The 25,040-nt window shown below is 40.5% G+C and carries 21 protein-coding genes, 1 tRNA gene and 1 pseudogene; 12 read left to right on the top strand and 11 right to left on the bottom strand.

Features of this window, described 5'->3' with window-relative positions:
* Nucleotides 1-28: 28 nt before the first annotated feature.
* Nucleotides 29-649 (top strand): annotated as a pseudogene (locus Q0954_RS10415) (IS630 family transposase); the annotation flags it as partial.
* 60 nt (nt 650-709) lie between these two features.
* Here Q0954_RS10415 and mnmD read toward each other — a convergent pair.
* Nucleotides 710-1,396 (bottom strand): tRNA (5-methylaminomethyl-2-thiouridine)(34)-methyltransferase MnmD, encoded by a 687-nt coding sequence (mnmD, locus tag Q0954_RS10420; protein WP_299456534.1) that lies wholly within the window; start codon nt 1,394-1,396, stop codon nt 710-712.
* A gap of 89 nt (nt 1,397-1,485) precedes the next feature.
* Nucleotides 1,486-2,241: a hypothetical protein gene (locus Q0954_RS10425; RefSeq protein WP_299456535.1), complete on the bottom strand. Its 756-nt coding sequence runs from the start codon at nt 2,239-2,241 to the stop codon at nt 1,486-1,488.
* A 241-nt stretch (nt 2,242-2,482) separates the two neighbouring features.
* Here Q0954_RS10425 and Q0954_RS10430 point away from each other — a divergent pair, with 241 nt between their 5' ends.
* Nucleotides 2,483-2,890, top strand: a complete 408-nt coding sequence (locus tag Q0954_RS10430; protein WP_299456536.1) for an OsmC family protein — start codon at nt 2,483-2,485, stop codon at nt 2,888-2,890.
* Between the two features lie 70 nt (nt 2,891-2,960).
* Here Q0954_RS10430 and Q0954_RS10435 read toward each other — a convergent pair whose 3' ends face one another.
* Together Q0954_RS10435 and Q0954_RS10440 are read right to left on the bottom strand one after the other, a co-directional pair.
* Entirely contained in the window at nt 2,961-4,364 is a 1,404-nt protein-coding gene (locus Q0954_RS10435) for an ATP-binding protein (RefSeq protein ID WP_299456538.1), read from the bottom strand.
* The gene (locus tag Q0954_RS10440) at nt 4,354-5,733 is read right to left on the bottom strand and encodes a sigma-54 dependent transcriptional regulator (RefSeq protein ID WP_299456540.1); all 1,380 of its coding nucleotides are present in this window, start codon (nt 5,731-5,733) and stop codon (nt 4,354-4,356) included. Before Q0954_RS10440 ends, Q0954_RS10435 begins: the two co-directional genes overlap by 11 nt.
* Nucleotides 5,734-5,974: 241 nt before the next feature.
* Here Q0954_RS10440 and Q0954_RS10445 point away from each other — a divergent pair, with 241 nt between their 5' ends.
* From Q0954_RS10445 to Q0954_RS10455, 3 genes are all read left to right on the top strand, one after another.
* On the top strand, nt 5,975-6,457 hold the full coding sequence (locus Q0954_RS10445; RefSeq protein ID WP_299456542.1) for a TonB family protein: 483 nt from the start codon (nt 5,975-5,977) through the stop codon (nt 6,455-6,457).
* A gap of 95 nt (nt 6,458-6,552) precedes the next feature.
* The gene (locus tag Q0954_RS10450) at nt 6,553-7,353 is read left to right on the top strand and encodes a helix-turn-helix transcriptional regulator (RefSeq protein WP_299456544.1); all 801 of its coding nucleotides are present in this window, start codon (nt 6,553-6,555) and stop codon (nt 7,351-7,353) included.
* Between the two features lie 117 nt (nt 7,354-7,470).
* Nucleotides 7,471-8,226, top strand: a complete 756-nt coding sequence (locus tag Q0954_RS10455) for an SDR family NAD(P)-dependent oxidoreductase (protein ID WP_299456546.1) — start codon at nt 7,471-7,473, stop codon at nt 8,224-8,226.
* Between the two features lie 75 nt (nt 8,227-8,301).
* On the opposite strand, the gene Q0954_RS10460 is transcribed toward Q0954_RS10455, so the two are convergent.
* On the bottom strand, nt 8,302-9,750 hold the full coding sequence (locus Q0954_RS10460) for a PAS domain-containing protein (protein ID WP_299456548.1): 1,449 nt from the start codon (nt 9,748-9,750) through the stop codon (nt 8,302-8,304).
* 572 nt (nt 9,751-10,322) lie between these two features.
* Between Q0954_RS10460 and Q0954_RS10465 the strand changes: the two genes are divergently transcribed.
* From Q0954_RS10465 to Q0954_RS10485, 5 genes are all read left to right on the top strand, one after another.
* Nucleotides 10,323-10,892 (top strand): hypothetical protein, encoded by a 570-nt coding sequence (locus tag Q0954_RS10465; RefSeq protein ID WP_299456550.1) that lies wholly within the window; start codon nt 10,323-10,325, stop codon nt 10,890-10,892.
* Nucleotides 10,893-11,252: 360 nt separating this feature from the next.
* On the top strand, nt 11,253-13,199 hold the full coding sequence (locus Q0954_RS10470) for an ATP-dependent DNA helicase RecQ (protein WP_299456552.1): 1,947 nt from the start codon (nt 11,253-11,255) through the stop codon (nt 13,197-13,199).
* Between the two features lie 197 nt (nt 13,200-13,396).
* Complete coding sequence (locus Q0954_RS10475) at nt 13,397-13,966, top strand: hypothetical protein (protein WP_299456554.1); 570 nt, start codon at nt 13,397-13,399, stop codon at nt 13,964-13,966.
* Nucleotides 13,967-14,189: 223 nt separating this feature from the next.
* Complete coding sequence (locus Q0954_RS10480; protein WP_299456557.1) at nt 14,190-15,809, top strand: cysteine peptidase family C39 domain-containing protein; 1,620 nt, start codon at nt 14,190-14,192, stop codon at nt 15,807-15,809.
* A 1,141-nt stretch (nt 15,810-16,950) separates the two neighbouring features.
* Nucleotides 16,951-17,193, top strand: coding sequence for a hypothetical protein (locus Q0954_RS10485; protein ID WP_299456559.1), 243 nt, complete (start codon nt 16,951-16,953; stop codon nt 17,191-17,193).
* Nucleotides 17,194-17,259: 66 nt separating this feature from the next.
* Here Q0954_RS10485 and Q0954_RS10490 read toward each other — a convergent pair whose 3' ends face one another.
* The 6 genes from Q0954_RS10490 to Q0954_RS10515 all read right to left on the bottom strand — a co-directional run bounded on the left by Q0954_RS10490 (nt 17,260) and on the right by Q0954_RS10515 (nt 23,624).
* Nucleotides 17,260-18,054 (bottom strand): leucine-rich repeat domain-containing protein, encoded by a 795-nt coding sequence (locus Q0954_RS10490; protein WP_299456561.1) that lies wholly within the window; start codon nt 18,052-18,054, stop codon nt 17,260-17,262.
* 148 nt (nt 18,055-18,202) lie between these two features.
* Nucleotides 18,203-18,859 carry a response regulator transcription factor gene (locus tag Q0954_RS10495; RefSeq protein ID WP_299456563.1) on the bottom strand — a complete coding sequence of 219 codons (657 nt, stop codon included), beginning with the start codon at nt 18,857-18,859 and terminating at the stop codon, nt 18,203-18,205.
* A 163-nt stretch (nt 18,860-19,022) separates the two neighbouring features.
* On the bottom strand, nt 19,023-19,829 hold the full coding sequence (locus Q0954_RS10500) for a sensor histidine kinase (RefSeq protein ID WP_299456566.1): 807 nt from the start codon (nt 19,827-19,829) through the stop codon (nt 19,023-19,025).
* Nucleotides 19,802-20,467: a hypothetical protein gene (locus tag Q0954_RS10505; RefSeq protein WP_299456568.1), complete on the bottom strand. Its 666-nt coding sequence runs from the start codon at nt 20,465-20,467 to the stop codon at nt 19,802-19,804. The genes Q0954_RS10500 and Q0954_RS10505 overlap by 28 nt, the downstream gene beginning before the upstream one ends.
* A 56-nt stretch (nt 20,468-20,523) precedes the next feature.
* The gene (locus Q0954_RS10510; protein WP_299456570.1) at nt 20,524-21,381 is read right to left on the bottom strand and encodes a hypothetical protein; all 858 of its coding nucleotides are present in this window, start codon (nt 21,379-21,381) and stop codon (nt 20,524-20,526) included.
* A gap of 746 nt (nt 21,382-22,127) precedes the next feature.
* Nucleotides 22,128-23,624, bottom strand: a complete 1,497-nt coding sequence (locus Q0954_RS10515) for a serine/threonine-protein kinase (RefSeq protein WP_299456571.1) — start codon at nt 23,622-23,624, stop codon at nt 22,128-22,130.
* 503 nt (nt 23,625-24,127) lie between these two features.
* On the opposite strand from Q0954_RS10515, the gene Q0954_RS10520 reads away from it, so the two are divergent.
* Both Q0954_RS10520 and Q0954_RS10525 read left to right on the top strand, forming a co-directional pair.
* Entirely contained in the window at nt 24,128-24,742 is a 615-nt protein-coding gene (locus Q0954_RS10520) for a cytochrome c oxidase subunit 3 (RefSeq protein ID WP_299456572.1), read from the top strand.
* Between the two features lie 142 nt (nt 24,743-24,884).
* Nucleotides 24,885-24,958: transfer RNA gene (locus tag Q0954_RS10525), tRNA-Arg, on the top strand.
* Nucleotides 24,959-25,040 lie beyond the last annotated feature (82 nt).

Below are 25,040 nucleotides of genomic sequence, written 5' to 3' on the forward strand. Positions count from 1 at the left end.
GTTAGGTTTTCGTTGAAAGAAAGCCACCTCGTTGGATCCCCGACAGGATGCCAAGGAGGTGAAGGACTGGAAAACCCAAACGCTTCCTGATTTACAAGTGGAGGCTCGTACAGAAAATCGGACTATTTTCTATGCGGATGAGTCTAGTTTTTTGCTTAATCCTCATTTCCAAGGGACTTATTGGCCTAAGAATGAAAGTTTTCAGCTCCATAATTGGGATAAGCAGTTTCAGACCTATGGGGTCTGTGGTGCCATCAGTGAACAGGGAGATTGGATATACCAACACCAGGAAAAAAGTTTCAAGGGAGAAGATATGGTTCGTTTTTTAAAACAATTAACCGACAAAATTCCAGAGAAAATCACCTTGATTTGGGATGGAGCCAGCATCCATCATTGTAAGAAAGTCAAAGCATTTTTAGAGACTTTGCCCAAAGGAAGGCTCAAGGTAGTAAGGCAGCCAGCCTATTCCCCGGCTCTCAATGCGTCGGAACAAGTTTGGAATTACCTCAAAAATGTAAGTTTAAGGAACAGAGTATTCAAGAATATAGAAGCATTGAAGAAAGAACTGAGCAAGGCGTTAGAAAAGTTTGAGCAACAATCCAAACTCATTACTCAGTTCTTTAAACATCCAGAAGTAGCTTTTTATTAATCTTTAAAAGACTGCACTATGAGAGTTTGTCGCTTTTTTTTACCAATAGTCTGCAGTTATTTATATTGCTATACCTCTGGTCATTTCTCGTTTAAAATGAGGACCAGGCAACGACTCTAATTCAAAGCCTGCCGCTTTCAAATCTCGTTTAAATTGCCCTTTGGCACAGTAAGTTACCAGCATTGCACCTAAAGCAAGATGTTGTCTTATTCCCTGGAGCACTTCTAAAGTCCATATTTCGGGGTGTTTGGAAGGGGCAAAAGCATCGAAATAGACCAAGTCAAAAGTGGGGATATTTTCAAGGGTATGTTGGGTAAATAAAACCTCTATAGTAGTCTGTGCCTTATACAATTGAAAGTTGTCTGTTACTGTTTGCCACTCGTTCCAAGGGCATTCATGCAATCCTTTGTACAAGTCTGCTGCGCTGGGTTGGTCAATTAACTGTTGATAGTTGAGTTGCTCTACCACTGTAGCTGGCACAGGAAAAGGCTCCACCCCAAAGTAATTGATTTTGTGTGAGCTGTTGTGTACCTCCAGTGCAGTAAGTAAGGCATTTAGCCCAGTGCCAAAGCCCACTTCCAAAATAGTAAGTTCCGTTTTGTGATCCAATAAGTGCTTAAGCCCGGCATCAATAAACACATGGCGAGATTCTTCAATGGCTCCTCGGCGCGAATGATAGATTTCATTGAAAGTTTTGCTAAATAAGGTATGTGATCCGTCTTCAGTTTCTATGATTTCGATGTCCATGACAAATTCTATTTTAGGGGTAAAACTAAAAAGAATCAGCCATTGAGCATTACCCAATGGCTGATTCTTTTATAACATTGTGCCTGTGTTTATTTTCTTGTACCAAAGAAAATGGTCAGGTATACTGATGAAAAAAACTGTCGGTTAGAGATGGGGGCAACAGAAGATGGGTTTTGGAGTAACTCTATTTTTCTGGTAAAGGCCTCATAATGAAAACCCGCTTCAAATCCAGTCACACTATTTTTAAACGCGCCAAAATCAAAACTGAACCCCAATTTGGCGTTGATTCCGGGTACAATGCTTGCATTTTGGAAACCTTCTAAAAAATTGCCTGCCCCTACAATTTGACCAGGATCGTGTATGTCAGGATCGAAAGGAACAGAGGTAATGCTTTGGTCTTGAATATTTTGATACAACACATGGTAGGGTTTTTCGATGCCAATTGAAGCTCCTACTGCTACCACTGCTGACACCTGTACCCCTTCATCAGGGGCTTTGCGGAACAAAATGATATCGCGGCCATAAGTAGGGCGAATCACATACAGATAATTAACCTTATTGAAAATATACGAATTGCCTGTAAAGCTATTTAGGCGAGTTTCTTTGTTATGCTTTACGTTCACTATTTCTACACCAAATGTGGAGTATTGGCGCATTTTAACCGTATTACGCAAGGCAGAGAGTTTAAACATTATCCCTCCTATCAACCCTCCGTTGGTATTAAAGTTTACTCCATAGATAAACTCACGACTATAAATTTCATCTTGTGAAAGCAACTGCGCCCGAACCGCACTCAATGGCAATAAGGCCATACCTAGAATACATATAATTGTTTTTAATTGCATTAGAATTAAGAATGTTGTGGTAATGAAATGATGCGCAGTAGAGTATACACTCTTATTAAAACTACCATGTTTTACCGTTAAAAAAAAACTTTTGTGGTTTAGACTATCAAAATTATATAATTTGCCAGCAAAATAACAACTGTTGTAAGCAAAGCATCCGTTTACCTTGTTTGCTTCGCATACTATTTATTTACATTAACTCGAAAAAACGTCTTTTCGTTTCAAAACTATTTTATTAACAATGGCAACAGCAAGTACTATTTATACTGGAGAACTGAGAACTTCGTCTACTCATATAAAATCTGGCAATACGTTGGTAACCGATGCTCCTACTGACAATCACGGCAAGGGAGAAACCTTCTCTCCTACCGATTTGGTAGCCACTGCTTTAGGCGCTTGTATGCTCACGGTCATGGGCATTTGGGCAAGAACCGCCGATATTGACCTGACCGATACCCAAATAGAAACCACTAAAGTAATGGGTAATAACCCGCGCAGAGTGTCTGAAATACACATCAACTTTCAGTTTCCGACAAGTTTGCAATTGACCGAAGCGCAGCAAACCAAGCTCAAAGAAGTAGCCTTGAACTGCCCGGTAGCCAAAAGTTTGAGTGCTGACCTCAAGCAAGTGGTTACTTTCAGTTGGTAGATATAAAAAACACCTGTCACCACTATGGCAGGTGTTTTTTATTATTTTGTTGATGTTGAGCAAGGGATTTTTAGGCAAATCTTAAAGTAAACACGGTTTCGACCTGTGGGGTAGAGCTTACATTGATGGTGCCTCCATGCAAACGCATCACCTGCTTCGACAAGCTCAACCCAATACCTGAGCCATTTTTTTTGGTGGTAAATAAAGGGATGAATACTTTTTTTTGTGCTTCCTCGCCAATCCCAGTTCCGTTGTCATATACTTTGATGACCACCTTCCCTACCTTGTCAATGCTCGCAATAAGGCTAATTTGTTTATCTTCCTTGTCTTCTACAGCATGGGTAGCATTTTTGAGTAAGTTGATGAGTACCTGTTCCAACAAGTGAGGGTCAGCAATCAACTGTAAGTCTTCAGGGTAGGTTTGACAAGAGAACCGTATCCCTTCTTGTTTCATTTCTTCTTTGAGTAAGGTATTGATTGATTCAAAAAGCTCTTTTACCGACAAGGTTTGCAAATCGGGCAAGGGAATTTTGGTCAGGTTACGAAAATCACGCACAAAATGAATCAATCCCTCCGACCTGCGCTGAATGGTACGTACTGCCTGGTGCACATCTTCCAACGATTCAGTAAAATAATCGGCAGGTAGCCTGATTTTTTCTTCTTGTGTACCTTGTTGGTGGTCTGCGATTTCTTTTTTATAATACTCTAAGTCTTCGTGTACTGTGGCCGACAACGATGCAATAGGCGTAACCGAGTTGATAATTTCGTGGGTCAATACCCTGATCAGGTTTTGCCAGGCTTCCATTTCTTTTTCCTCTAGTTCACTCTGAATGTCCTGCAACGACACAATCTTAAACTGTTTGCTTCGCAATGTAATGTTAGTAGCGCGTACAATCAAGTGGGCAATTTCTTCATTCATTGTCAGCTTTACCACCTCACGGGTTTTATCCGAGATACTATTTTCTTGTGCGATTAACTGTACCAAAGGCTGGTGAGTGTCACGCAATTGTTTGATATGACTCAGGTGGTTGATGTTTAACAACTTTTGAGCAGCACTATTGATCAGTTGCACACTGCCTGTTTCATCCAGTACCAACAAGCCAATGTCTATGTGTTGTACAATGGTTTTGAGGTAATGGTATTGCGCTTCTTTTTCGGCGCGCACTTCCTGAAACTTTTGAATGACCCGATTAAATTGGGTATTGAGGTTGTCAAAAGACTGTCCTAAGCCCCGTGAAGTATAGGTTTGAGAAAAATCGTCATATTCTATCGAGTCTAAAAACTTGCTGTAGGCAACATTGGTGCGTTCAGCGTACTTGATGAGCATCCCTACCTGTATAAAAATAATACTACTGAGCGTAAACATAGAGATGTAATAGCTTGTCTGGAGTAGCAACCAAGCAAACCCAAAGATACTCAAAGCCAGTATCAATATTCTGAAAATGAGTCCAGTACGAAAGAGTTTAAATACCATATTTTTCTAATCTTCGGTACAAAGATGCCCTGGTAAGCCCCAACTCACGAGCAGCTTTAGATATATTGCCATTGTATTTTTGTAATGCTTTTTCAATGACTGTTTTTTCCATTTCATCCAGGTTGAGTGTATTCAGCTGATCGCCCTCAGTCGATTGTTTTTGACTCAAAAAGAAAAAATCATCGGGTTGAATCAAGGCTTCATCGCTCATAATAACGGTACGTTCTATGGCGTGTTGCAGCTCTCGTACATTGCCTGGCCAATGGTATTGTTGCAAACGGGTAAGGGCAGTAGCACTCAGTTTTTTTTCGGGACGTTTGTATTTTTTTGCATAAGATTGTAGAAAATGACGCGCCAACAACGGAATATCTTCGCCACGTTCGCGTAATGGGGGTAAGTAGACTTCTACTGTGTTTATTCTGTACAACAAGTCTTGTCTAAACTCCTTTTGGGCTATCATATCATCAATGGGCATGTTGGTAGCACATATCAAACGAATGTCTATAGGCACAGCCCGCGATGCCCCTAGCGGAATCACTTCCCGGTTTTGCAATACGGCGAGCAGTTTAGCCTGAAGGTTGAGCGGCAGATTGCCTATTTCATCTAAAAACAAAGAGCCCTTATTGGCAATTTCAAACCTGCCAATGCGATCTTCTTTAGCATCAGTAAAGGCGCCTTTTTTGTGCCCAAAAAGTTCGCTCTCGAACAGTGTTTCGGCTATAGCACCCATATCTACTCCAATAAAGTCTTTCGAAGCACGGCTCGACTGCTTATGCAAAGCCCTCGCCACCAACTCTTTACCAGTACCATTTTCGCCCAGAATCAATACATTGGCATCGGTTTTGGCTACTTTTTGAATAATCGCTTTGACATTTCTCATTCCAGCGCTTTCGCCCAACATATCGCCAAAAGGCTGCTCCAGGTCACGTACCAACGTTTGTTTGGCTTGCTTTAGAGTTGTCACTTCTTTGCGACTGCTATTGAGCTGGGCTGCCGCCGATATAGTAGCAATCAGTTTTTCGTTTTGCCAGGGCTTAAGCACAAAATCGGTAGCCCCTTCTTTCAAAGCTTCTACGGCAAGCTCTACCCCCCCATAGGCTGTAATCATAATCACCACCGCCTGAGGGTCGCGCTGAATAATTTCCTTCAACCAAAAAATACCTTCTTTGCCAGTAGTAGTGTCTTCTACAAAATTCATATCCAACAAAATCACATCATACGAGTCATGATTCAGTAGAAAAGGTATTTTCTTAGGATTTTTCTCAATAATTACTTTTTGCGCATGGCGCTTAAGCAGCATTTTAGCAGCAAGCAAAATGTCTTCATCATCGTCTACAATTAATATGTTTCCCAGCTTTTTATCCATCATGCTTATGTTTTTTATGGTTTGTTATTGTTCAAAGGTTCTAAATCAGTGCCAAGTCATCTAACAGCGTGTAAGGGAGGTTTTCGGATAAATCAAGTTAATAAATTGACCGTTAGCGAACAAAAATTGCATCGAAAACGAACAGTTGACAGGTGAATTTGAGGGGAAACTTTTTGCAAAAAAGGAAATGAAGTTTTTATGAAAAAAAAATCGTAACTTTAGACAAGTTCGTACGATAAAATTTATGAAAAAAGCCCTGATCATATTGATTTTGTGCAGCGTTGGCAAACTATGGTGGAACACTGCCGACGCAGATGTGCCCAGTGAACGGACTATGCTTACCCAAGGCATACCAGTAAATTTGCCCCAAAACAAAAGCCTTCAATATTTTTCTACTGATATTTACCACGAAATAAGCTACCCTACACAAGCGCTCAACCATTGCATTACAGGGTGTGTCAAAGTACGCTTTGGTGTATATGCCAATGGCGCCATGAGCAAAATAATTGTGAGCCAAGGGTTAGGCTATGGGATTGACGAAGAGGTTTTACGCGCATTTAAAAACTGTAAACGACCCACTTTGCCAGTGTTGCCAGGCGATCAAATCAATCATATATTTGAGGTAGCCATACATTTTACAATCAATGGAATGCCTTCATCTGACCATGTTGGGTTTTTAATCAACTCCAGAACCATACGGCCTTGTTTGGCAGAAGAAAATATATAAAAAGCAATACATCATACAAAAGCAACTTTCAAGTGATTAAACAATATCATTTACACAAAAACGATTATTCAAAACTGCATTTCGAAGTGCAGCCCATGCGCCCATACTTCGAGAAAAACCACACACATTGTATCAAGCCCCATCGCCATTCATTTTATCAGATTTTATGGTTTTATGAAGCAGGCAATCACTTTATTGATTTTGAGGTAAATCAGTTGCCAGCCCAATCTTTGACCTTCTTAGACAAGCACCAAGTGCATTATTTTTGCCCCGAAGCTGCCAACCAAGGAGTACTCATTCATTTTAATGATTATTTTTTGATGCACCAGCAAAGTAAGGTGCCCAAATCTTTACGCTATTTATTATTTAATGGGTTGGGCAACCCCTCCAACGCCCCAATCCCTGACGAATATTTGCCCAAAATGATGCAACTGCTTACTTTGATGCAAGACGAACTGAAACAAACACGTTTTCAACAAAAAGAGTTGTTATACCATTTGTTCAGTGGTTTTTTGGTGTTGGTAGAACGCCTAAACCGCCAACAACCCACTAGTCCCACCCCACCTACTTTGGGTGACGCTGAGCTCTTGTTTGCTTTTCGCAAAACTGTAGAACAACATTTGGCCACTCCGCTTAGCGTTGGTCAAATTAGCGAAAGCCTGCACATACACAGCAAAAAACTATCTGCACTTACTCAAACCTACTTGCACCAAACCCCTGCCCAGTTTATTGCTCAACGCAAAACCCTTGAAGCCAAGCGTTTATTGTCCAATACCACACTCTCTATCAAAGAAATTGGCTATGCCCTGGGCTTTGATCAAGCCACTTATTTTACCAAATTTTTTAAAAAACAAACTTCCCTTACCCCAAAAGACTTTAGAGCCAGCCTGCCCTAATTTACCATTCTTGTACCTGATATTACCATTTTGCGCCCTTTGCCTATCCTACTTTTGTGGTGTCAAATATCAAGAACGAACTCGTTCAGGGTATATTTATCAACAAAAAAAATCACGATGAACAAACAAGCCATTATTATTGGAGGCTCTAGTGGAATGGGCAAAGCAAGTGCTGCTTTATTATTAAAAGAAGGGGCAGAAGTAGTCATTGTAGGACGCAATAAACAAAAGCTGCAAAGTACACAAAAAGAACTAAGTGCCTGGGGCACAGTGCATATCATTTCGGCAGACTTGTACGATGCTGCTCAGGTAAAGGGCTTACAACAAACACTGACCAGACAATATACCAATATCAAGTATTTGGTAAATGCTGCCGGGTACTTTCACCCTAAGCCATTTCTAGAACACACCACTCAAGACTATGACATTTACCTGGAGCTCAACAAAGCCATATTTTTTATAACCCAAACCATTGCCCATCAAATGAAAACTGCGGGAGGAGGAGCCATTGTAAATATTGGCTCTATGTGGGCAAAGCAAGCCATCAAAGCTACCCCTTCTTCAGCTTACTCGATGGCCAAAGCCGGGTTGCATAGTTTTACCCAACATTTAGCAATGGAGCTTGCCGACTTCAACATCAGGGTAAACGCCGTATCGCCTGCGGTGGTGATTACCCCCATTTATGAAGCTTTTATTGAACCTGCTCAAGTAAAAGAAGCATTGCAGGGTTTCAACGACTTTCACCCTATGGGGCGTATTGGCACCCCCGAAGACGTGGCAAAAGCTGTACACTTTCTATTGACCGACCAAAGTGCCTGGGTAACGGGAGCTATCTGGGACGTAGACGGTGGAGTAATGGCAGGGAGAAATTAAGTACACAAAAAAAAACAGGAAGCTGCCTAAGTACATGCTTCCTGTTTTTTGTGTAAATACAATCAAAGTCCCACCCTAAAAGGCATTAAACGAGGGTACCTGCCCAAATGAGGATATTTCGTGAAAGTGAGGGGTGCTATGTACTATCTCAAAAAAGTGATGAATACTGACTACTTTGCCCTGATTGGTTTGAGGTACAATCAATGCCTTTACTTTTACATAGTTGCCCGATTGCGTAGTAAATGTCAATGGTAAATCTTCTACTTTTTGCCCAGCTTTCGCCTTCGTCATTGCCAACTGGTAGGGCAACTGTGATACTTTGTGTAAAATGTCTTGCATAAATACGCCTGACGGGTGGGTATTTTCCAGTTCTAGCACTTTTGCCAAAGTTGGATCAGTATATTCTATTTTGCCTTCCAATGACACCTCTTGCGATACCTTAATAGGTTCAAACGAATCCGTTTGTACTTCTACTACTGTCATAGGTTTTGCCGTTACCTCTTGCGTATTAGCATCGGGTACTTGAGGCAGGTTATTTACCTGAATTGGTTCTTCATTCACTGGTTTAGGGGTAGTTTTTTGTGCCAATATCACTTTGCTCTCAAGTTCAAAAGTAGCCAGGGTAAAACTACTGCTCTCTTCCTGGGTAGCCGCTGCATCCTCTTCGGTTTCTAGTTCAAAGGTAGCCAAAGTAAAGTTTTTACTTGTTTCTATGGTTTCATAGCGTGCCTTCTCCACTCCCTTTATGGTGAGGTTTTCAGTATATCCCGCTTTCGCTAAAACTGGAGTTTCTTTTACCTTGCCCAATCCGTCGGAAAGAGAAACAGTAGTGCCTATATGTTCTGCTTCCGCTAAAATCGGCGTCTCTTGCTCCTTATCCAATTCGTCGGAAATAGGGGCAGCAGTATCTACAGGCTTTTGTGCCGCTTCCGCTAAAATCGGCGTCTCTTGCTCCTTATCCAATTCGTCGGAAATAGGGGCAACAGTATCTACAGGCTTTTGTTCCACAGTATGCTTCAAACCTTGCTCCCTACTTTCAGCTTCAGTTAGTGCATCTTCCAATTGAGTTTCTACTTCACCTCTGGCATCGCCTTGGTGCAAGCTTTCAACTTTTACCGTAACCACCAACACATCATCTACCACTTCGGCACGGTGGGTTATTCTTTTGCCTTGGCGTGCTAACAATGGAAACTCTATATTTTCTTCGAGTGGTGTATGATACAGGAAGGTGCGTAAATAGTTTTGAAAAAAACTATGAAATGGATTAATATTGAGTAGCTCTATCAACCGCTGTCCAATCAAGTCTTTAAGACTCTTACCCATCATTGCTCCAGCAGCTTCATTTGCTTCTACAAAAATAAAGTCATCAGGACGGTTATAACGGTTATGGCAAGGAGCAAGTACAAATTGTATGCTTTCTGGTGCTTGTAGTAGCCACTGTACTACAGCCCTTTGTCTTGAAAATTTTTTCTGTTTTCCTGCACTTACCAGAGGCGAGTTTGTTAAAAAATAGTTCTTACCCATTGTTCATCATTCTTAGTGTTAAAGTATAAGCCAGCTTATTTGTTAATGAATAATAGGGCAGCAAAAACCATCCTTTTAGTACTATGAAATAATTAAAAAATCGATGATTAAATTAAAATAAGTAATTTTACCTATTGTTTATTAGTAACAAGCCTTAAATAATAAAAAAAGTGCTTCGAAAGTGAAACCTTTTTTAGCAGAAAAAGTGCCCATATTGGGTGTAAAACCATTAATTACTGTAAAAAGAAAACCAACAACTTCGCCAAGATAGTAAAACAGGTTACCTCACTGGGTAGACAATTTTATCTAAAGAAAATAAGGAAAAAGGGGATATTCTGTTTAGTACTATGCACTAGCTCTTAGGCAGGTAAAGTGAAAATGTGGTTAAATATTGTTCTTTAACGATCTTGAAAAACTGACATAGGCATAAGTGTTGATCAGGTTCTTTAATGTCAAAGAAGTCTTTAAATAAAGGTGACACATAAACAATCCAACAGATGATTAAAAGTTATTTTTGTTCAGTACTAAAATGCATTTTGACCTGATCTTACAGGGCTTTTTTGAAGAAAAAAATGGATACAGAATCGGTAAAAAAAGAGCTGGTAGAACTGCTCACCAAGCCTCCAGTACCCAATGCCTCCATTACTACTCTTTATGGTGTGGGCAAAGATAGGGTAGGTACATTATGTAATGAATTATTGCAAAAGAAAACCTTGTCGTTGATGCTTCCCACGGCGGTTTTACAAAGCTACTTACCCCGCGACAAGGCGGTCAAGCAAACATTAAGTTTAGGACACACCGTCAAAAAAGCCATAGACTACAAACGCTTTGGAGGACTCAATATTTACGCTTACATCGAGATACAAGCCATTCCTGATGCCTCTCCTGGCATTTCTATTATAGAATCACTGCCTCCAATACTTGAATACGCTGACGATGTCAACAAACACGAGTCGTGGCAAGTACTCGATAGCTTGCCTTTTATTTTCAAATCCATTGTAAACTACGCCCGGCTGTATCAAATACAAGGAGTTCGTTTTGTGGTCACCAATGCCAGGTATCACCCTATAGACTATCGCAATTATGCCTATTACATTTGTGTGGTCAAGTGCCTAAATGAGGTATTTGGGATAAACCCATAAACCTTCTCTATCAGTCTCATTTTTTTTACGAGGGTTGGTAGGGATACAAAAGCCTGTGTTGGTTGTGTGTAAGAGATGAATAAAAAATATTTGAACCTGCTGAAATATAAATTTTGGCAGGCTTCTTTCATCATTCTTCCAGCTAAGTGCCTTAGTATCAAAGATAAGAAAACTGTGCCAGATTTGACCAAAAAAAGCCCCCGGTTTTATCACAAAAAACTCCCCGATTTCTCCTGTTTTTTTTGTATATTAGACGTCCAATTTTGCAAAGAATAGTGACGCTGTCCAATAGCAAAAAACAAAAGTTTTGTACCTTTGCAAATTACCGTTTTATCACTTACTACAACCATATTCAGGTACATGTCAAATGCCACGCCCAACATACACGCCATCCTTAAACAATACTGGGGATACGATAGCTTTCGACCTTTACAGGAAGACATCATTATGTCGGTGCTGGAAGGACACGACACCCTTGCCCTGTTGCCCACTGGCGGAGGCAAATCTATCTGCTTTCAGGTGCCTGCCATGCAGCTGGAAGGAATATGTATTGTAGTATCGCCGCTCATTGCCCTCATGAAAGACCAAGTAGCGCAATTAGAAAAAAGAGGCATTACGGCAACGGCTATTTTTTCGGGCATGAGCCCCAAAGAAATAGATATGACCCTGGAAGATGCCGTAAACGGAAAATACAAGTTTATTTATGTGTCTCCAGAACGTTTGCGCACCGAAATTTTTCAGGAAAGGGCAAAACGCATGCAGGTGGGTTTGCTGGCGATTGATGAAGCCCACTGTATTTCGCAATGGGGGTACGACTTCCGTCCTCCTTATTTACAAATTGCCGAATTTAGAACGCTTATTCCTGGGGTAGCTACCATTGCCCTAACTGCCACTGCTACCCAAAAGGTAAAAGAAGACATTCAGGATAAGTTGGCGTTTGGAGAAGACAAACAGGTGTTTCAAAAAAGTTTTGCCAGAGCCAACCTTTCTTATTCAACGCTTTACGAAGAAGACAAAGACCGAAAACTCATCAATATACTCAATCGCATTGAGGGCTCAGCGGTGGTATATGTACGCAACCGTCGTCGTACTCGTGAAATTGCCGAATTAATTCGCAAAAATGGCATCCGGGCTGACTTTTATCACGCCGGACTCTCCAACGAACAACGCGACTACAAACAAGCTGCCTGGATTGACAATAAAATAAGGGTAATTGTGGCCACCAACGCTTTTGGTATGGGCATAGATAAACCCGATGTACGGGTGGTGGTGCACATGGACCTACCCGATAACCTGGAGGCGTATTATCAGGAAGCCGGACGTGCCGGGCGCGATACTGAAAAGGCTTATGCTGTAGCCCTGTTTGATCATAATGACATCATCAACCTGGAAAAAAAGGTCCTACAGTCCTACCCCGACATAGACGTGATCAAGGCTGTTTACCAAGGTTTGGCAAATTATTATAACCTGGCAGTCAACAGCGAAAGTTACGCCAGCCACGACTTTGACCTGACGCATTTTGTCAAACAATACAACTTTGACAGTATGCCTGCTTATTATGCCCTAAAAACACTGGCACAAGAAGGTTTGATTCAATTTAATGAATCGTATTATAATCCCTCCAAAATATTGTTTAAACTCAGGTATTCAGACTTGTACGAGTTTCAGATCAAAAATCCGTTTATGGAACCCTTGGTCAAGCTCTTGTTGCGGATGTGCGGAGGCGAGGTGTTCAATCATTTTGTCACCATCTCAGAAAATGCCCTGGCAAAATACCTGCGTACCAGTACCCAGCAGGTAATGAAACAGCTGACCCAGCTGCAGCAACAATACGAGGTAATAGAGTACCAAAGGCAAAAGACCAAACCACAAATCGTATTTTTGACCCATCGCTACGACGCCCACAAGCTACCACTGGACGTAGATGCACTTGAGGTTCGCAAACAACGCGACTTAGACAAGGTAAAAGCGGTGACGAATTATATCAAACATAAAGACCGTTGTCGAACTCAATTGTTGCTAGAGTACTTTGGCGAGGTGTCATACGAACCTTGCGAAGTATGCGACGTATGTGTAAAGAAAAAACGCCAGCAAGAAAAGCAAAAAGGCAACCTGGAGAACCCTTTTCCTACTCGAAGCAAGCAAATATTAACCCTTCTTAAAGAAGAGTCGCTGCCTGTACAAACCTTGGTAGACAAGGTAGATGCGGACAAAGACGAAGTACTTGAGGTAGTACAAAAAATGGTGGATGTACAACAAATCATTTACCTGGACAATGGTAAAATGGCCATTAATAAAGGGGCTTAGACACACTAAAACGCTCGTTAAGCATTTGCAGGTAAATGACCAGGTTTGCGGGTAGTCGATAGCTATATGCTTGCTTTACATCTCTTTTCCTCTCAAAAAATCCCCCTTACGTATAAAATCACCAACGGGGTTGTTTTTTTCATGGTACATTTGAGTAATGAACCTTGAACAAGTTCACTATGAAAAACACTTACACTATGAAAAAGACTGCATTTATTTTACTCTGGGCAATTGTTGCCTTGTCATTGCTGAATGCTTGTGGCAAAAAAAACGAAATAGTACCCACCAACAACCTCTCAAACAATACAGGAATTCGTTTTGATCTCAAAGAGTTTATTGGCATTTACGACGCTCAAATGGTGAATTATGCCGATGCCTATTCGTTGGTAGTTTCGCGTACCGAAGAGGGTTTTAATGGCAACAAAGTATGGATAAGTGCCAAGTGGAACCGGGTAAATGGTGCGAAGGTGGCGGTGGAACTTACCAACGAACAACCCAATGGCGATGTAACGGTGGTTATTCCTAAGCAAATCATACTTGACTCGCTAGAAATTGAGGGCAAAGGTACTTTCTATTATTACAATGACGACTTTTACCTTGATATAGACTACAGCCTCAGCAATGGCGCCGAATCCAATAGCTTTGGCATGATAGCTATCAAAAAAGTATACAGCCAAAATGTAATTGTCAATGTAAATGTAGATTGCTCGTGCGAATGCACCTGTGATGGCAACGATTGCGACTGTGTTTGTGATTGCGAAGAATAACAATAGGGTACGCTTATCTTGGCATATTTAGGCACTTGCAAGGGGTTGTGCTTACCTCTACTTCTTACTTGGGAGGCATCATCTTGTCCATATTTCAGACAAGGTGATGCTTTTTTTTTATTTTATGTCCATTTAAATCATTCAAAAAGCTATTTTTGTTGTTTACTCTTGCCAAACTATATACACAACATATTATTAAAAAAATCTAATCATCTCATCCATAATGCGTAAACAAAGATCTGATTTTGAAAATTTACCTATTGCCAGTAAATATTTCCTGCAAAAACTAGGAGCCAAGGTTACTGCACAAACTATAGAACGCCAACTCACTACTCACCCCGCGTACCCCTCTGTGCTATCGCTTTCTGAAACCTTGTCAGACCTGTCAATAGAAAACATGGCAGTGAGTATTACTGCTGATCGGCTCGAAGAAGTGCCATACCCAGCAATCGCCCACTTTAGCAGAGGACATTTTGTAGTACTTGATGGGCTCGAAAATGGTCAGCTTACCTACTTCGATCCAGCCAAGGGTCACGTTACCCAACCTGTGGAAGAGTTTGCAACAGAATGGTCGGGGGTATTGCTCATGGCAGAACTAGACGAAGAAACTCACTTGGGCGAAACCGATTTTATATTCAAAAAATACCGTATGCCACTCATTATTGGCACATCTATCATGCTTTTTGTGCTGGGATTGGTAGCAGGTTTTGTTAATTTTAAGATTGCTTGGACTACTTGGTTGCCTCTGTTGGGGCTCAAAGCAGTAGGACTGACTACTGCTGTATTGCTCATTCTCAAGGAAGAAGGCATAAGCAATGCTTTGGTGCATAAACTATGCGATACCAATGCCAAAACCAGCTGTGGACAAGTACTTGACTCGCCTGCTGCCAAACTATTTGGCTGGCTCAAAATGTCGCACCTTGGTTTTATCTATTTTGCGGGAGGTAGCCTTGCCTTACTTACCTCGCTTGCCTCAGGCAACTTGTTTTCTATTGCGGTTTGCCTGGGGGTGTTTACTATACTGGCGTTGCCTTATACCATTTTTTCGGTGTACTATCAGGCATTGGTGGTCAAAAAATGGTGCTTGCTCTGCTTGGCTGTACAGTTGATTTTCTGGCTGGAATTTGCCGCTGGTTTTTCTTTATGGAGCCATGACAGCCGCTTTTTCAATGCCACAAGCATTCTACACATTGCCGTTACCTTTGGCGTAGTGGTGGTGTTTTGGTTGCTGTTCAAACCTGGCTTTCGCCTCAAAAAAGAATTACTTGAACAAGAAGCCAAGCTCAATTTTTTCCTTAAAAACGAACAAATTATGCATGGTGTCCTTGAAAGTGCTCCTCATGCGTCACCTGTCACCTTCGAAGATCAGGTAATACTAGGCGACCCCGAAGCTCCCATAGAGGTAACCATGATCAGCAACGTGTTTTGTGGCCCTTGTGCTCAAAAGCATGAAACATTGGTAAAACTAATGAGAGAACTCCCTGGCATACTGCGGGTGCAAGTATTGTTTACTGCTAAAAAAGAACAAGAAGATGAACAAAACAAAGTTAGCCAGCACCTCATAGGTCTGCATTACCAATATGACCAGGCACAATGCCTCGAGGCTACTTCTTTTTGGTACAAGCATAAAGACTACGCAGCTTTGGTCAAAAATTACCCCCTGACAGAAGATAGTCTTGAGAAAGCCAAAAATCTACACATACAACATGCTTACTGGATTGACCAGGAACAAATCACTGGAACCCCTACCCTATTGGTACAAGGCAGACAGTTGCCAGTTGGATTTGACCTGGAAAACTTTAAATCTTATTGGCGTAATATGGCAATGGTAGAAGATGGATAAGATAATTACGAATTGGTCAATTACGAATTACGAATTAGGAGTGTACGAAATCTTGTAATCACCTGATAATAAGTGTTTTGTAAGGTTAAAGCGAACAAAAACAAGGTTGTTTTCATTTTTAAAAGGCGGCGTATACGCTCATGTTTGCTCTTTGCTAGGGCGACCATTCCGATAAATCGCGAACTTCCATTACATTACAGCAAGGGTAGCCCCTACAATGAACACCTTGATTTATATGTAAATACCTGTATATCAAGGATTTTAAAAACTTCGTACAGTCCTATTTTTTAATTACGAATGGTTTAATTACGAATTACGAATGAGGGAGTTCTGCGTAAGCTAATTACGAATTCACGCGAAGCGACTATGGTCTACTGACTCCCGACTCTGGACTAAATTACGAATGGGCGCGAAACGAAGCTAAAAAACTATGGTCTACTGACTCCCGACTCTGGACTAAATTACGAATGGGCGCAAAGCGAGGCTAAAAAACTATGGTCTACTGACTCCCGACTCTGGACTAAATTACGAATGGGCGCGAAGCGACACTTCCACTGCTCTGGTCTTAGTGAAGCGAGACCAAAGCACGCCAACACTCGAAGCATTGTACACAAGTTGTTAGCGGTGTTTCAGGTTGGCATTGCTCAGGTCACCCTGCGGTAAGACCTTCGCGGGAGGTATTTATTTGATTGCGAATATTTCCTGTATTTGGTCTTAGTGAAGCGAGACCAAGTGGCGTTTCCTGTCATTTCGAAGGTTTTCGAGCCTAAAAACCGCCACCCAAAGCCACAGCGCATGCCGTTGTAGGGGCAATCCTTTATGGTTGCCCTATCGAAGGCGGTTCAACTTAAAAAATAGCTAGCCAGTAGTTGATAGTCCGTAGTCAGGAGCTGTCACGAGGTGGCGTTTCCTATCATTTCGAAGGTTTTAGGCTTCTGGCAAGACCAATACTTGCCAACCCGAAAGTTTGCGTATAAGTTGTTTAATATTCTGAAAATCAGTAAATTAACTTGGACTTCCTCTTGCAAAAGGTGGGCTTTTTCACTATATTTGTTCATACTTTCAAGGTGAAAGTAAGCCCAAGAGGTGAAAGTTTGGAGACTCTCCTCAAGGGCTTTTATCAAAAATTAATTTGAATATCATGCAAGATATTAATTTAAACCCAGAGGTACAAAGCATTGCCATTCCTGAATCAATTGTAAATGTATTTGCCCAAAGCCTTCGTGCCAACTTAGAAGCGCTGATGCTTGACGCAGATCTGCCTTTAACACTGTTCGAAAACCAAGAGTACGAACAAGTAAAAATTTATTTACAGACAAGTATTCTTCAAATGCAGTATTTGCTCAACAATGTAGAGTTGTTGGATACACTACAAAAGAAATAAGCTTCATAAATGAAATATTAACCATGCCTGCCAGATTTCAAGAATCTGGCAGGTATAAAAATTCTTTTAAAAACTCATTTTTACCTGTGGCAATGCCTTCTGAATCCGGTCTTTTTCTGAGGCAGGCAAAGGGTTGCCATATAAGTAAAGTTCTTTGAGTTGCACAAGGTTGCCAATGTTGGCAGGCAGTGAACGTAGTTGATTACGACGCAAATCAAGCAAACGTAAATTAGTCAAGTACCCTATTTCATTGGGCAACATCACCAGCTTATTTTCACGTAGGTCGAGCGTGTCTAGTTCTTCCAGGTTGCCCAGTTCGGCAGGCACCTGCTTTAGCTGGTTGCCCCCCAAATGTAATTTGCGTAAGTTTTCAAGTTTACCAATTTCTTTAGGCAGGCGAGTCAATAGCCCTTGAGTAAGCCAAAGCTCTTCAAGTTGGCGCAAACGCCCTACTTCTTTAGGTAGTTGGGTCAGCGGATTTTTATGGAGGTTCAATTGTTTCAAATATCTCAAATTGCCTATTTCGCGAGGCAGTGTATGCAATTGATTACTGTTGAGGTTGAGCAACAACAAGTTTTTGAGGTAAGCTATTTCAGCTGGCAAGCGCTTTAGGTAAACATGGTTAATCCACAATTCACTAATATTTGCCACTACCTGCACAAAACCGTATGTAAGACAAAGCAGTATTTTTTCTTGTTTATTAATCAGGTATTTCTCCAACACCTGCGGAATTCTCTCTCCCGCTCCCTTTAGCAACTGAAAAGCCAGTTCTACTTGACTACTTTGACCGCTTTCCAACAGTTGTTTTATTTTACTAATAAAGTCAGGGCTAGTGGTAATGTAATTGTTGTTTGTTAACATACCTGAATTAATTTTGGTTATATATCAGTTTTTGTCATAGTGTTATGTTACAATACGTAAAGTGTAAAATTATATTCGGGTATTTCTCTTTATTTTTATTTATCTGGTGGTTATACTCTTGATGCAATTCAAGGTTGCCCTGGCTTATCTAAATCTCTACCAACTCATTTTTGAGCGCAAAAACCACCAGTCCAGCAGTATTTTTTGCTCCCGTTTTTTCTAATAAATTTTTTCGGTGCCCTTCTACCGTACGATTACTAATAAATAGTTTTTCTGCCATTTCGGGGGTGGTAAGCTCCTTGCAGATCAACTCTAACACTTCTTGTTCACGTTTGGTCAACTCTATGCTGTTTTCAAACTGAGGCTTACCTTTAGCTCTTTTTTTCTGGTTAAGCCCCTTAAGCATTACTGTAGATATGTGGTTGTTGAAATAAAAATCTTTTGCCATGACTGTTCCTATGGCATGTACTAACTCATCGGGATCGGTATTTTTGAGTAGGTAACCATTGGCGCCTAGTTCGAGACAATGAATGATAAACTTCTCTTCGTCGTACATAGATAAAATAAGCACCTTTACTTCAGGGTATTTGGCTTTAATTATTTTGGTAGCCTCCATACCGTCCATTACGGGCATTTTCAAGTCCATCAGTATCACATCAGGCGTTTGTGCGTCTACTTTGTCTATCAGTTCTTTGCCATTATCGGCACCATAAACCACCTCGATATTGTCATCAAGCTCTAAAATAGTGACCAAGCCTTTGCGAAAAAGCACATGATCGTCAGCAATTGCTACTTTAACTGGCATAATTTGTAATGTTTGTAGGTTTCTCAAGACAAGCCTCTGCTTTGATGGTTGATGCAAAATGTAGGTAGTATATCAAAAGGCAAAAGGCTCCAGATAAATCATCCGGTAGAGGTAAAAGGATGAAGTTGTTATACGAAAATATAGAACAGCAAGGTAATCATTTTTAAGCAGTATTACTCAATATATTTACTTGAGTTCCGCCTTCTGGAGGGTTGGTATAGTTGAGGCTTGCGCCTAATACCTGGGCACGACTTTCGAGGTTTTTTAAGCCCAATCCTTTGGTGCTGTCCTTACTTTGCATCAAAGCATTGGCATCAAAACCCACCCCATTATCTTTAAATATAATCTTTAGGCTTTTTGGGGTATAATGGATAAACAAGTTGACTTGGGTTGCCTGGGCGTGTTTAAGGGTATTATTGAATAGCTCCTGTATAATCCGGAACAAGGCAAGTTCCTGGGTTTGGGGCAGACGTTCTTCGGTTACCTGATGCTCAAGCTTTACCAATACCGCATCTGCCTGGTTAATTCGGTCGCAAAGCTCTTGGGCAGCCTCTACCAACCCAAATCGATCCAACGTAGCCGGTAGTAAGTCTTTAGAAATGGTACGTACACTGGCTATAGTAGTCGCAATCAAATCTTTGGTTTTACCTACCATTTTGCCTGCTTTTGATTCTGCTTCTACAAACTTCTCTATTTGTTTGGTAAATAAATTAATTGTAGACAGGTTGGCGCCTACTTCATCGTGCAAATCTTTGGCTATTCTGCGGCGTTCATTTTCCTGGGTTTGCAAACTAGCCTCTAACAATGCTTTTTGCTGTTCTATTTTTATTTGTTGTAGTTGTTCTTGTTGGGCAAGCAAACGACGTTGATACACCAAAAAAAACACGATTACTGCCATTGCCAACAGTAGCATACCTACCGTGCCAATGAGCAGCATGGTGCCTACTCCGAGTTCTCCCGACTGAGCCATAAACCTATTGTGTAAAATATATTATGAATGATATTCAAGAACGAATGTATATTCCACATCAATAATAATAAACCTTTGTCAGAAACAATATAATTGCTGAAAATAAATAAAAACAGGCTACCCGAAAAGTAAATTAAAATGCCAGTATTGATCCAAAACATGGGCGCCTTTTCCAAATACCTTACTTTTAATTCCCTCAACATTTTGTAAAAATAAGACAGCGCAAATACAATAAGCAAAAGGTTGCTAATAGGGCGGGAGTAAGTATTAAAAGTATAAATAGATTGGATAAATAAGCTATTAATAATAGAAAATATGGTAAAAGCTACAGTAATGACAGGAATCACATAGCGGGCATAAGTTTTATGCAGATACAATTGGTACATCCAGGCAAGTAGTGCAAACTCTACGACTACATACACGTGCAAGGCGGGCAAATTGGGTAGTTTATAAATTGCCAGGGCACGGGCTACTATTTCAACCAAGACCCCTACCCACAATAAAATACTCAAAATTTTTAGGGGAAGTGCCTGTTTTTTAAAGAGGATGATTGCCAGTATTGCTGGTATTAGAATAGAAGCTACTGCTACATTGGCCAGCACAAATGACCAATTAATTGTAAGAAATAATGAATACATAGTTTTTAAGTTGTTTTTAAAAGTATAGGTGAACTTTCGTTCACCTATATCACTTTTTACAAACTACCGCCGCCACCACCGCAAAATGGTGGACAAGGAGCTGCAAACTCTAGAGTTACTACTCCTCCTGTACCACTTTCTGTGGTTTCAAATTTTACTTGAGGAGGTATATTTAATGCGGTGCCAATCATAGGGTCTACCTTAGTCTTTTCATCTTTTTCGCTAAATACTGCCCGCAAAATAGGACGATATGCAAAAGGGTGCCCATATTCAGGATTAGGGTCGCCTGCCCCCATAAAGAAAAACAGGTTGCTGACCTCAAGGCCTGGGTTAGATTTCAGTATATCCTTCAAGTCCTGTACATCCTGAGACGAGTAGGTATAAAATGCCGCTCTCTCTATTTCAGTCGCCTTAGTAAGTGAGTCGGTAATGGGTGCATGAAAGCTATCGATAATCTCATTGGTTGCGCGGGTGTTCCAGCCATCAACATACAACTTTGCCAGCGAAAAAGGAATGGTGGTTGTTTGTGAGTGTACAGGCAAATTACTGTTATTTTCGTCGAGTTGTTTTTCTATGTTTTCGGCAAGGTAACAGCCAGCATAACTCGGATTCATATTGTTGTCCTTTTTACGCCCTTGTACAATAAAAGCAAACTTATTGGTTTTTTGATCAATGCCTTGGTATACCCTTAGTGTAGCATTGTTGTTCGCCGGATCTAACAAATCCATAGCTGCTTCTTTGTCTAATACAAAAGTTTGAAATCGTTTGATTTGCAACCTGCCATCTTTTCCTGGAGCAGGTGTAGTATGAAAACTATCCAATAAAGACTCAAAAGTGGCTTTTTGCCATCCTTCTATAGCCGCCTTTGCTACCCCTTCATCCAGGGTGGCAACAGTGATGTTTAGGTTTGCCATAAAATAACTTTTTAATAAAAAAATATAACCATGTGTGTATCCAAACTTACATCTATTTTACGGTTTTCACAATTGTATTATAATTAAAAAAAAGATGGAAAATTACTTTTAATTGTTTGTTTTACAGGTAGTTGTGAGTATTTTAAACAATTGACTTATTTTTGGCAAAAAACGCATATTCACTCATAAAAACACGTGTTTTTACTTGCACAAACTTTAGGGTTTTTTGGCAACCTACAGCCCTGTTATATTCGTTATATATTATACAATATCAGTTTTTCAAATTCACATAACCTTTTTCTAATAGCAAAAGCTTATGTAAAAAGCCCTCGCTGTAGCAGCGAGGGCTTTTATTGTGCCCAAAAATATCATAAACTTACACCAACTATCCCCCCCGTATTTCTACCTGTTTTCGCAAAAGCCGTAGATACACGCTTACCTAAAGCACTTTTATCAACTACTTTTGTAATATCAGTTTTTCAAACAAAATAGTTTCTCAAACGTCACATAAGCTTTACCCCAGGTCAAGTCATTATGTTTGCCCTTTGTGTAGGTAGCAAAGGGCTTTTTAGTGTAGGTGATATATATGAGTAGAGTAAAAAAATATTAAGAGGGAATATGGTGACAAAGGCTCTAAGCCTTGGTTGCTGTTTAGTATCTTCTGCCAGTATGTGTGTGTCAGCAAAAGGGTTGGGTGGTTTCACCCAACCCTTTCTTTTGAAAGATGTTTTATATTTTGGGCAAGTTTATTTCTTGACATTTTTCACATAGTATACCCGGTATTCTTTGTCCATGCGTACTTCTGCCTTGCGCGATACCGACTTTGTTTTACCCTGATCTTCGGGTTTTTTAGCTTTTTTGGGTTGATACTCATAAGTATAATCAAATATTGCGGTGTGGTTACCCTCTTCGTCTTCACTATACTGCATACTATCCCAGTCAATTTTGTGTCGCTCTTCGGTCACTATCTTATCCCACGAATACTTATAAGCGCTGCGTAAATCCCGTTCACGATCAATGTTTTTATTACCAAAATAATTGGCAATTGTTTTACGGTAAAATGGACGGATATTGTCAAAATTACGGCTTTCAGCAGCATCATAAAACTTACGCAATGTAATCTTTACTGTCTCCTTTTTATCTTGTTTTGTGCTAGCATTCCGCTTTTTGTACGCATGCGAAAACACCGCAATTTTTTGCAGAGGTTTGATATTTAAAGGGTTCCACAACACGAGGTAAGTCAATACTCCCAGCAAAACAACGACCGACAAAGGCAACCAAATATTATTGTCAGGAGCAGTCTTTTTGGGGGCAGGTTTGCGGTTTTGTGTACGGGGCTTGTTTGGTGGAGTTTGGCGTTGTGGGTTAACACCACCACCGGTAGGTACAGTAGTAGTCAAAGTAGCACCTGCCTGATGTTGTATCAAACTTTGCAAAGCTTGTTTAAACTCTAGTGCAGTCTGATAACGCTCTTGTGGTTCCTTGGCAGTAGCTTTGTCTATAATAGCTTGCATACGCTCCGATACACCTGGGTTAAACTTACGCAAACGAGGCAACGGTGAGTTTACTATTTTGGTATATACATCATACTCAGTAGATGTTTTTTCATCGTAAGGAGGGCGCCCGGTTAATATCTGAAAAAGTGTAACACCCAGCGAGTAAATATCGCTGCGTCGATCTGCCGATAAACCCTTGACTTGCTCAGGGCTCATATAAAGCACCGTACCCATCTTAGACCCAGTACGCGTAAGCCCTTTGTTGACATCATTTAGAATTTTGGCAATACCAAAATCCAGAATTTTAATCTGATTTTCGTTGCCAATCATCAAGTTAGAAGGTTTAATATCACGGTGTATAATACCTCGGTCATGAGCATAAGCAAAACCATCCAAGGCTTTGGTAAACAAAGCAATGGCGCGGTCTTCGGGTAATGGACCAGTCACTGTGCGCACATAGTCATCCAGAGGTTTACCCTCTATAAACTCCATAATCAAAAACAAGCCTTGGTTGGTCTCCAGAAAATCATACAAATCAATAATATTAGGGTGTTTAAGACTTGCCATTGCTTCTGCCTCATTACGAAACCGCTCCCTGATTTGAGTATTGTTTACCAGATTGGGGTGCAAAGCTTTGATAGCAGCCTTACGCCGCATTTGCAAATGAGAAGCAAGGTAAACACTGCCCATGCCTCCTTCGCCTATTTTTGAGTCTATTCGGTAATTAAGTACTTGTGCGCCAATCATTTTTGATAGTTATTTATGTAAGTCTACAGCACTCCATCTATTACTGATCCGGTTTTTAGCCCTGTTACACCACCTATAATTGTTAAAAACAAAGGTGACAATTAATTTTACGCAAATCAGCGTTATTTGCTGTGTTGGATTTATCAACGTAAGTTCAACTAAAAAATATAAGAATCCTTTTATTTTTACGATTAGGAATGCCTCGCTTATTTTGTCGATGTGGTGGGTCGTCTATTGACCATTATCTTTACAAAGTTAAAAATTAATTGTAAATGATAAATTTTTAGGCAGAATGATTTAATGAGTGCCTAAAAGTAGCAAATAGATACTTTGTTGTCTTCTAAAAAAACAAAGGCTTTTTTACAAAAAACCAAACACTTCGATATAACTTTATGTTGAGGAAGCATTAGGCAAATAAGGGGTGAGTTAGCAAGAAGGGTATACCAAAAAAAATGCCCTAACGTTGTTTTAATGATACCTTATGCTGTTTTACTTATCAAACTATGACCAATAAACCCAAGATAAAACGACCATCTGCTGAACGTGATTTGTTTAAGCGCCGTGAACCTTTTCATTTTATGCTTTGGACTGCCATTGCGGGCATTTCTATTATGTTTTTGGCGCTCACCATTATTTATAGTTTGCGCAAAGGGCAACACCAGTGGCAAGTCGTAAATTTACCCTTGGCTTTTTGGTTGAGCACCTTTAGTATTATCGCAAGCAGCCTTACACTTTGGCAAACCAATCGGGCGGTCAAAAAAGAACAGTTTCGCAGCGCCAAGATTTTGCTGGGCACTACACTTGGGTTAGGGTTGTTGTTTATTGGTTTGCAGGTAGTTGGCTGGCAACAGCTCATTGCCCAAAAAGTTTATCTGTCCAACAGTTTGGGCGGATCTTTTATATACATCATTTCAGGATTACACATTGCCCATATATTAGGGGGTATACTATTCCTTACGCTTATTTTCATAGATATTGTTCGTCATACCTCTTATGTAGACTCTTTTATTCATAGTGTAAACCCTCCCAATCAGCTCAGACTCAAGCTAGTGACTATTTACTGGCACTTTGTCGATGTGTTGTGGTTGTACCTGTTTTTGTTTTTTTTGTGGGCATAATAGCTTTGTCTAAAACTCATCAATAAAACCAAGTAAAGAGCAAGCCCAATACTTTTACTAAAAAAGCCTGCCATCTGCTTGTACATGTAACGAATATTTAACTAAATTTGCAATCCTTTTTGACGGTCGTCAAATAAATATTGCACCCGTAGTTCAACTGGATAGAATACCAGATTTCGGCTCTGGGGGTTGAGGGTTCGAATCCTTCCGGGTGCACTACTTAACCAAAAGCCTTTGATACTATCAATGTATTAGAGGCTTTTTTACTTACCAATGTTTCCCTCTTCTCGTGAAAATG

Origin of the sequence: uncultured Microscilla sp. (assembly GCF_947493425.1) — a bacterium.
Classification (GTDB): Bacteria; Bacteroidota; Bacteroidia; order Cytophagales; family Microscillaceae; genus Microscilla.

Bases quoted from the DNA above. Each gene is read 5' to 3' on its own strand.
- mnmD (WP_299456534.1), bottom strand. From the start codon at position 1,396: ATGGACATCGAAATCATAGAAACTGAAGACGGATCACATACCTTATTT.
- Q0954_RS10425 (WP_299456535.1), bottom strand. From the start codon at position 2,241: ATGCAATTAAAAACAATTATATGTATTCTAGGTATGGCCTTATTGCCA.
- Q0954_RS10430 (WP_299456536.1), top strand. From the start codon at position 2,483: ATGGCAACAGCAAGTACTATTTATACTGGAGAACTGAGAACTTCGTCT.
- Q0954_RS10435 (WP_299456538.1), bottom strand. From the start codon at position 4,364: ATGGTATTTAAACTCTTTCGTACTGGACTCATTTTCAGAATATTGATA.
- Q0954_RS10440 (WP_299456540.1), bottom strand. From the start codon at position 5,733: ATGATGGATAAAAAGCTGGGAAACATATTAATTGTAGACGATGATGAA.
- Q0954_RS10445 (WP_299456542.1), top strand. From the start codon at position 5,975: ATGAAAAAAGCCCTGATCATATTGATTTTGTGCAGCGTTGGCAAACTA.
- Q0954_RS10450 (WP_299456544.1), top strand. From the start codon at position 6,553: ATGCGCCCATACTTCGAGAAAAACCACACACATTGTATCAAGCCCCAT.
- Q0954_RS10455 (WP_299456546.1), top strand. From the start codon at position 7,471: ATGAACAAACAAGCCATTATTATTGGAGGCTCTAGTGGAATGGGCAAA.
- Q0954_RS10460 (WP_299456548.1), bottom strand. From the start codon at position 9,750: ATGGGTAAGAACTATTTTTTAACAAACTCGCCTCTGGTAAGTGCAGGA.
- Q0954_RS10465 (WP_299456550.1), top strand. From the start codon at position 10,323: ATGGATACAGAATCGGTAAAAAAAGAGCTGGTAGAACTGCTCACCAAG.
- Q0954_RS10470 (WP_299456552.1), top strand. From the start codon at position 11,253: ATGTCAAATGCCACGCCCAACATACACGCCATCCTTAAACAATACTGG.
- Q0954_RS10475 (WP_299456554.1), top strand. From the start codon at position 13,397: ATGAAAAAGACTGCATTTATTTTACTCTGGGCAATTGTTGCCTTGTCA.
- Q0954_RS10480 (WP_299456557.1), top strand. From the start codon at position 14,190: ATGCGTAAACAAAGATCTGATTTTGAAAATTTACCTATTGCCAGTAAA.
- Q0954_RS10485 (WP_299456559.1), top strand. From the start codon at position 16,951: ATGCAAGATATTAATTTAAACCCAGAGGTACAAAGCATTGCCATTCCT.
- Q0954_RS10490 (WP_299456561.1), bottom strand. From the start codon at position 18,054: ATGTTAACAAACAACAATTACATTACCACTAGCCCTGACTTTATTAGT.
- Q0954_RS10495 (WP_299456563.1), bottom strand. From the start codon at position 18,859: ATGCCAGTTAAAGTAGCAATTGCTGACGATCATGTGCTTTTTCGCAAA.
- Q0954_RS10500 (WP_299456566.1), bottom strand. From the start codon at position 19,829: ATGGCTCAGTCGGGAGAACTCGGAGTAGGCACCATGCTGCTCATTGGC.
- Q0954_RS10505 (WP_299456568.1), bottom strand. From the start codon at position 20,467: ATGTATTCATTATTTCTTACAATTAATTGGTCATTTGTGCTGGCCAAT.
- Q0954_RS10510 (WP_299456570.1), bottom strand. From the start codon at position 21,381: ATGGCAAACCTAAACATCACTGTTGCCACCCTGGATGAAGGGGTAGCA.
- Q0954_RS10515 (WP_299456571.1), bottom strand. From the start codon at position 23,624: ATGATTGGCGCACAAGTACTTAATTACCGAATAGACTCAAAAATAGGC.
- Q0954_RS10520 (WP_299456572.1), top strand. From the start codon at position 24,128: ATGACCAATAAACCCAAGATAAAACGACCATCTGCTGAACGTGATTTG.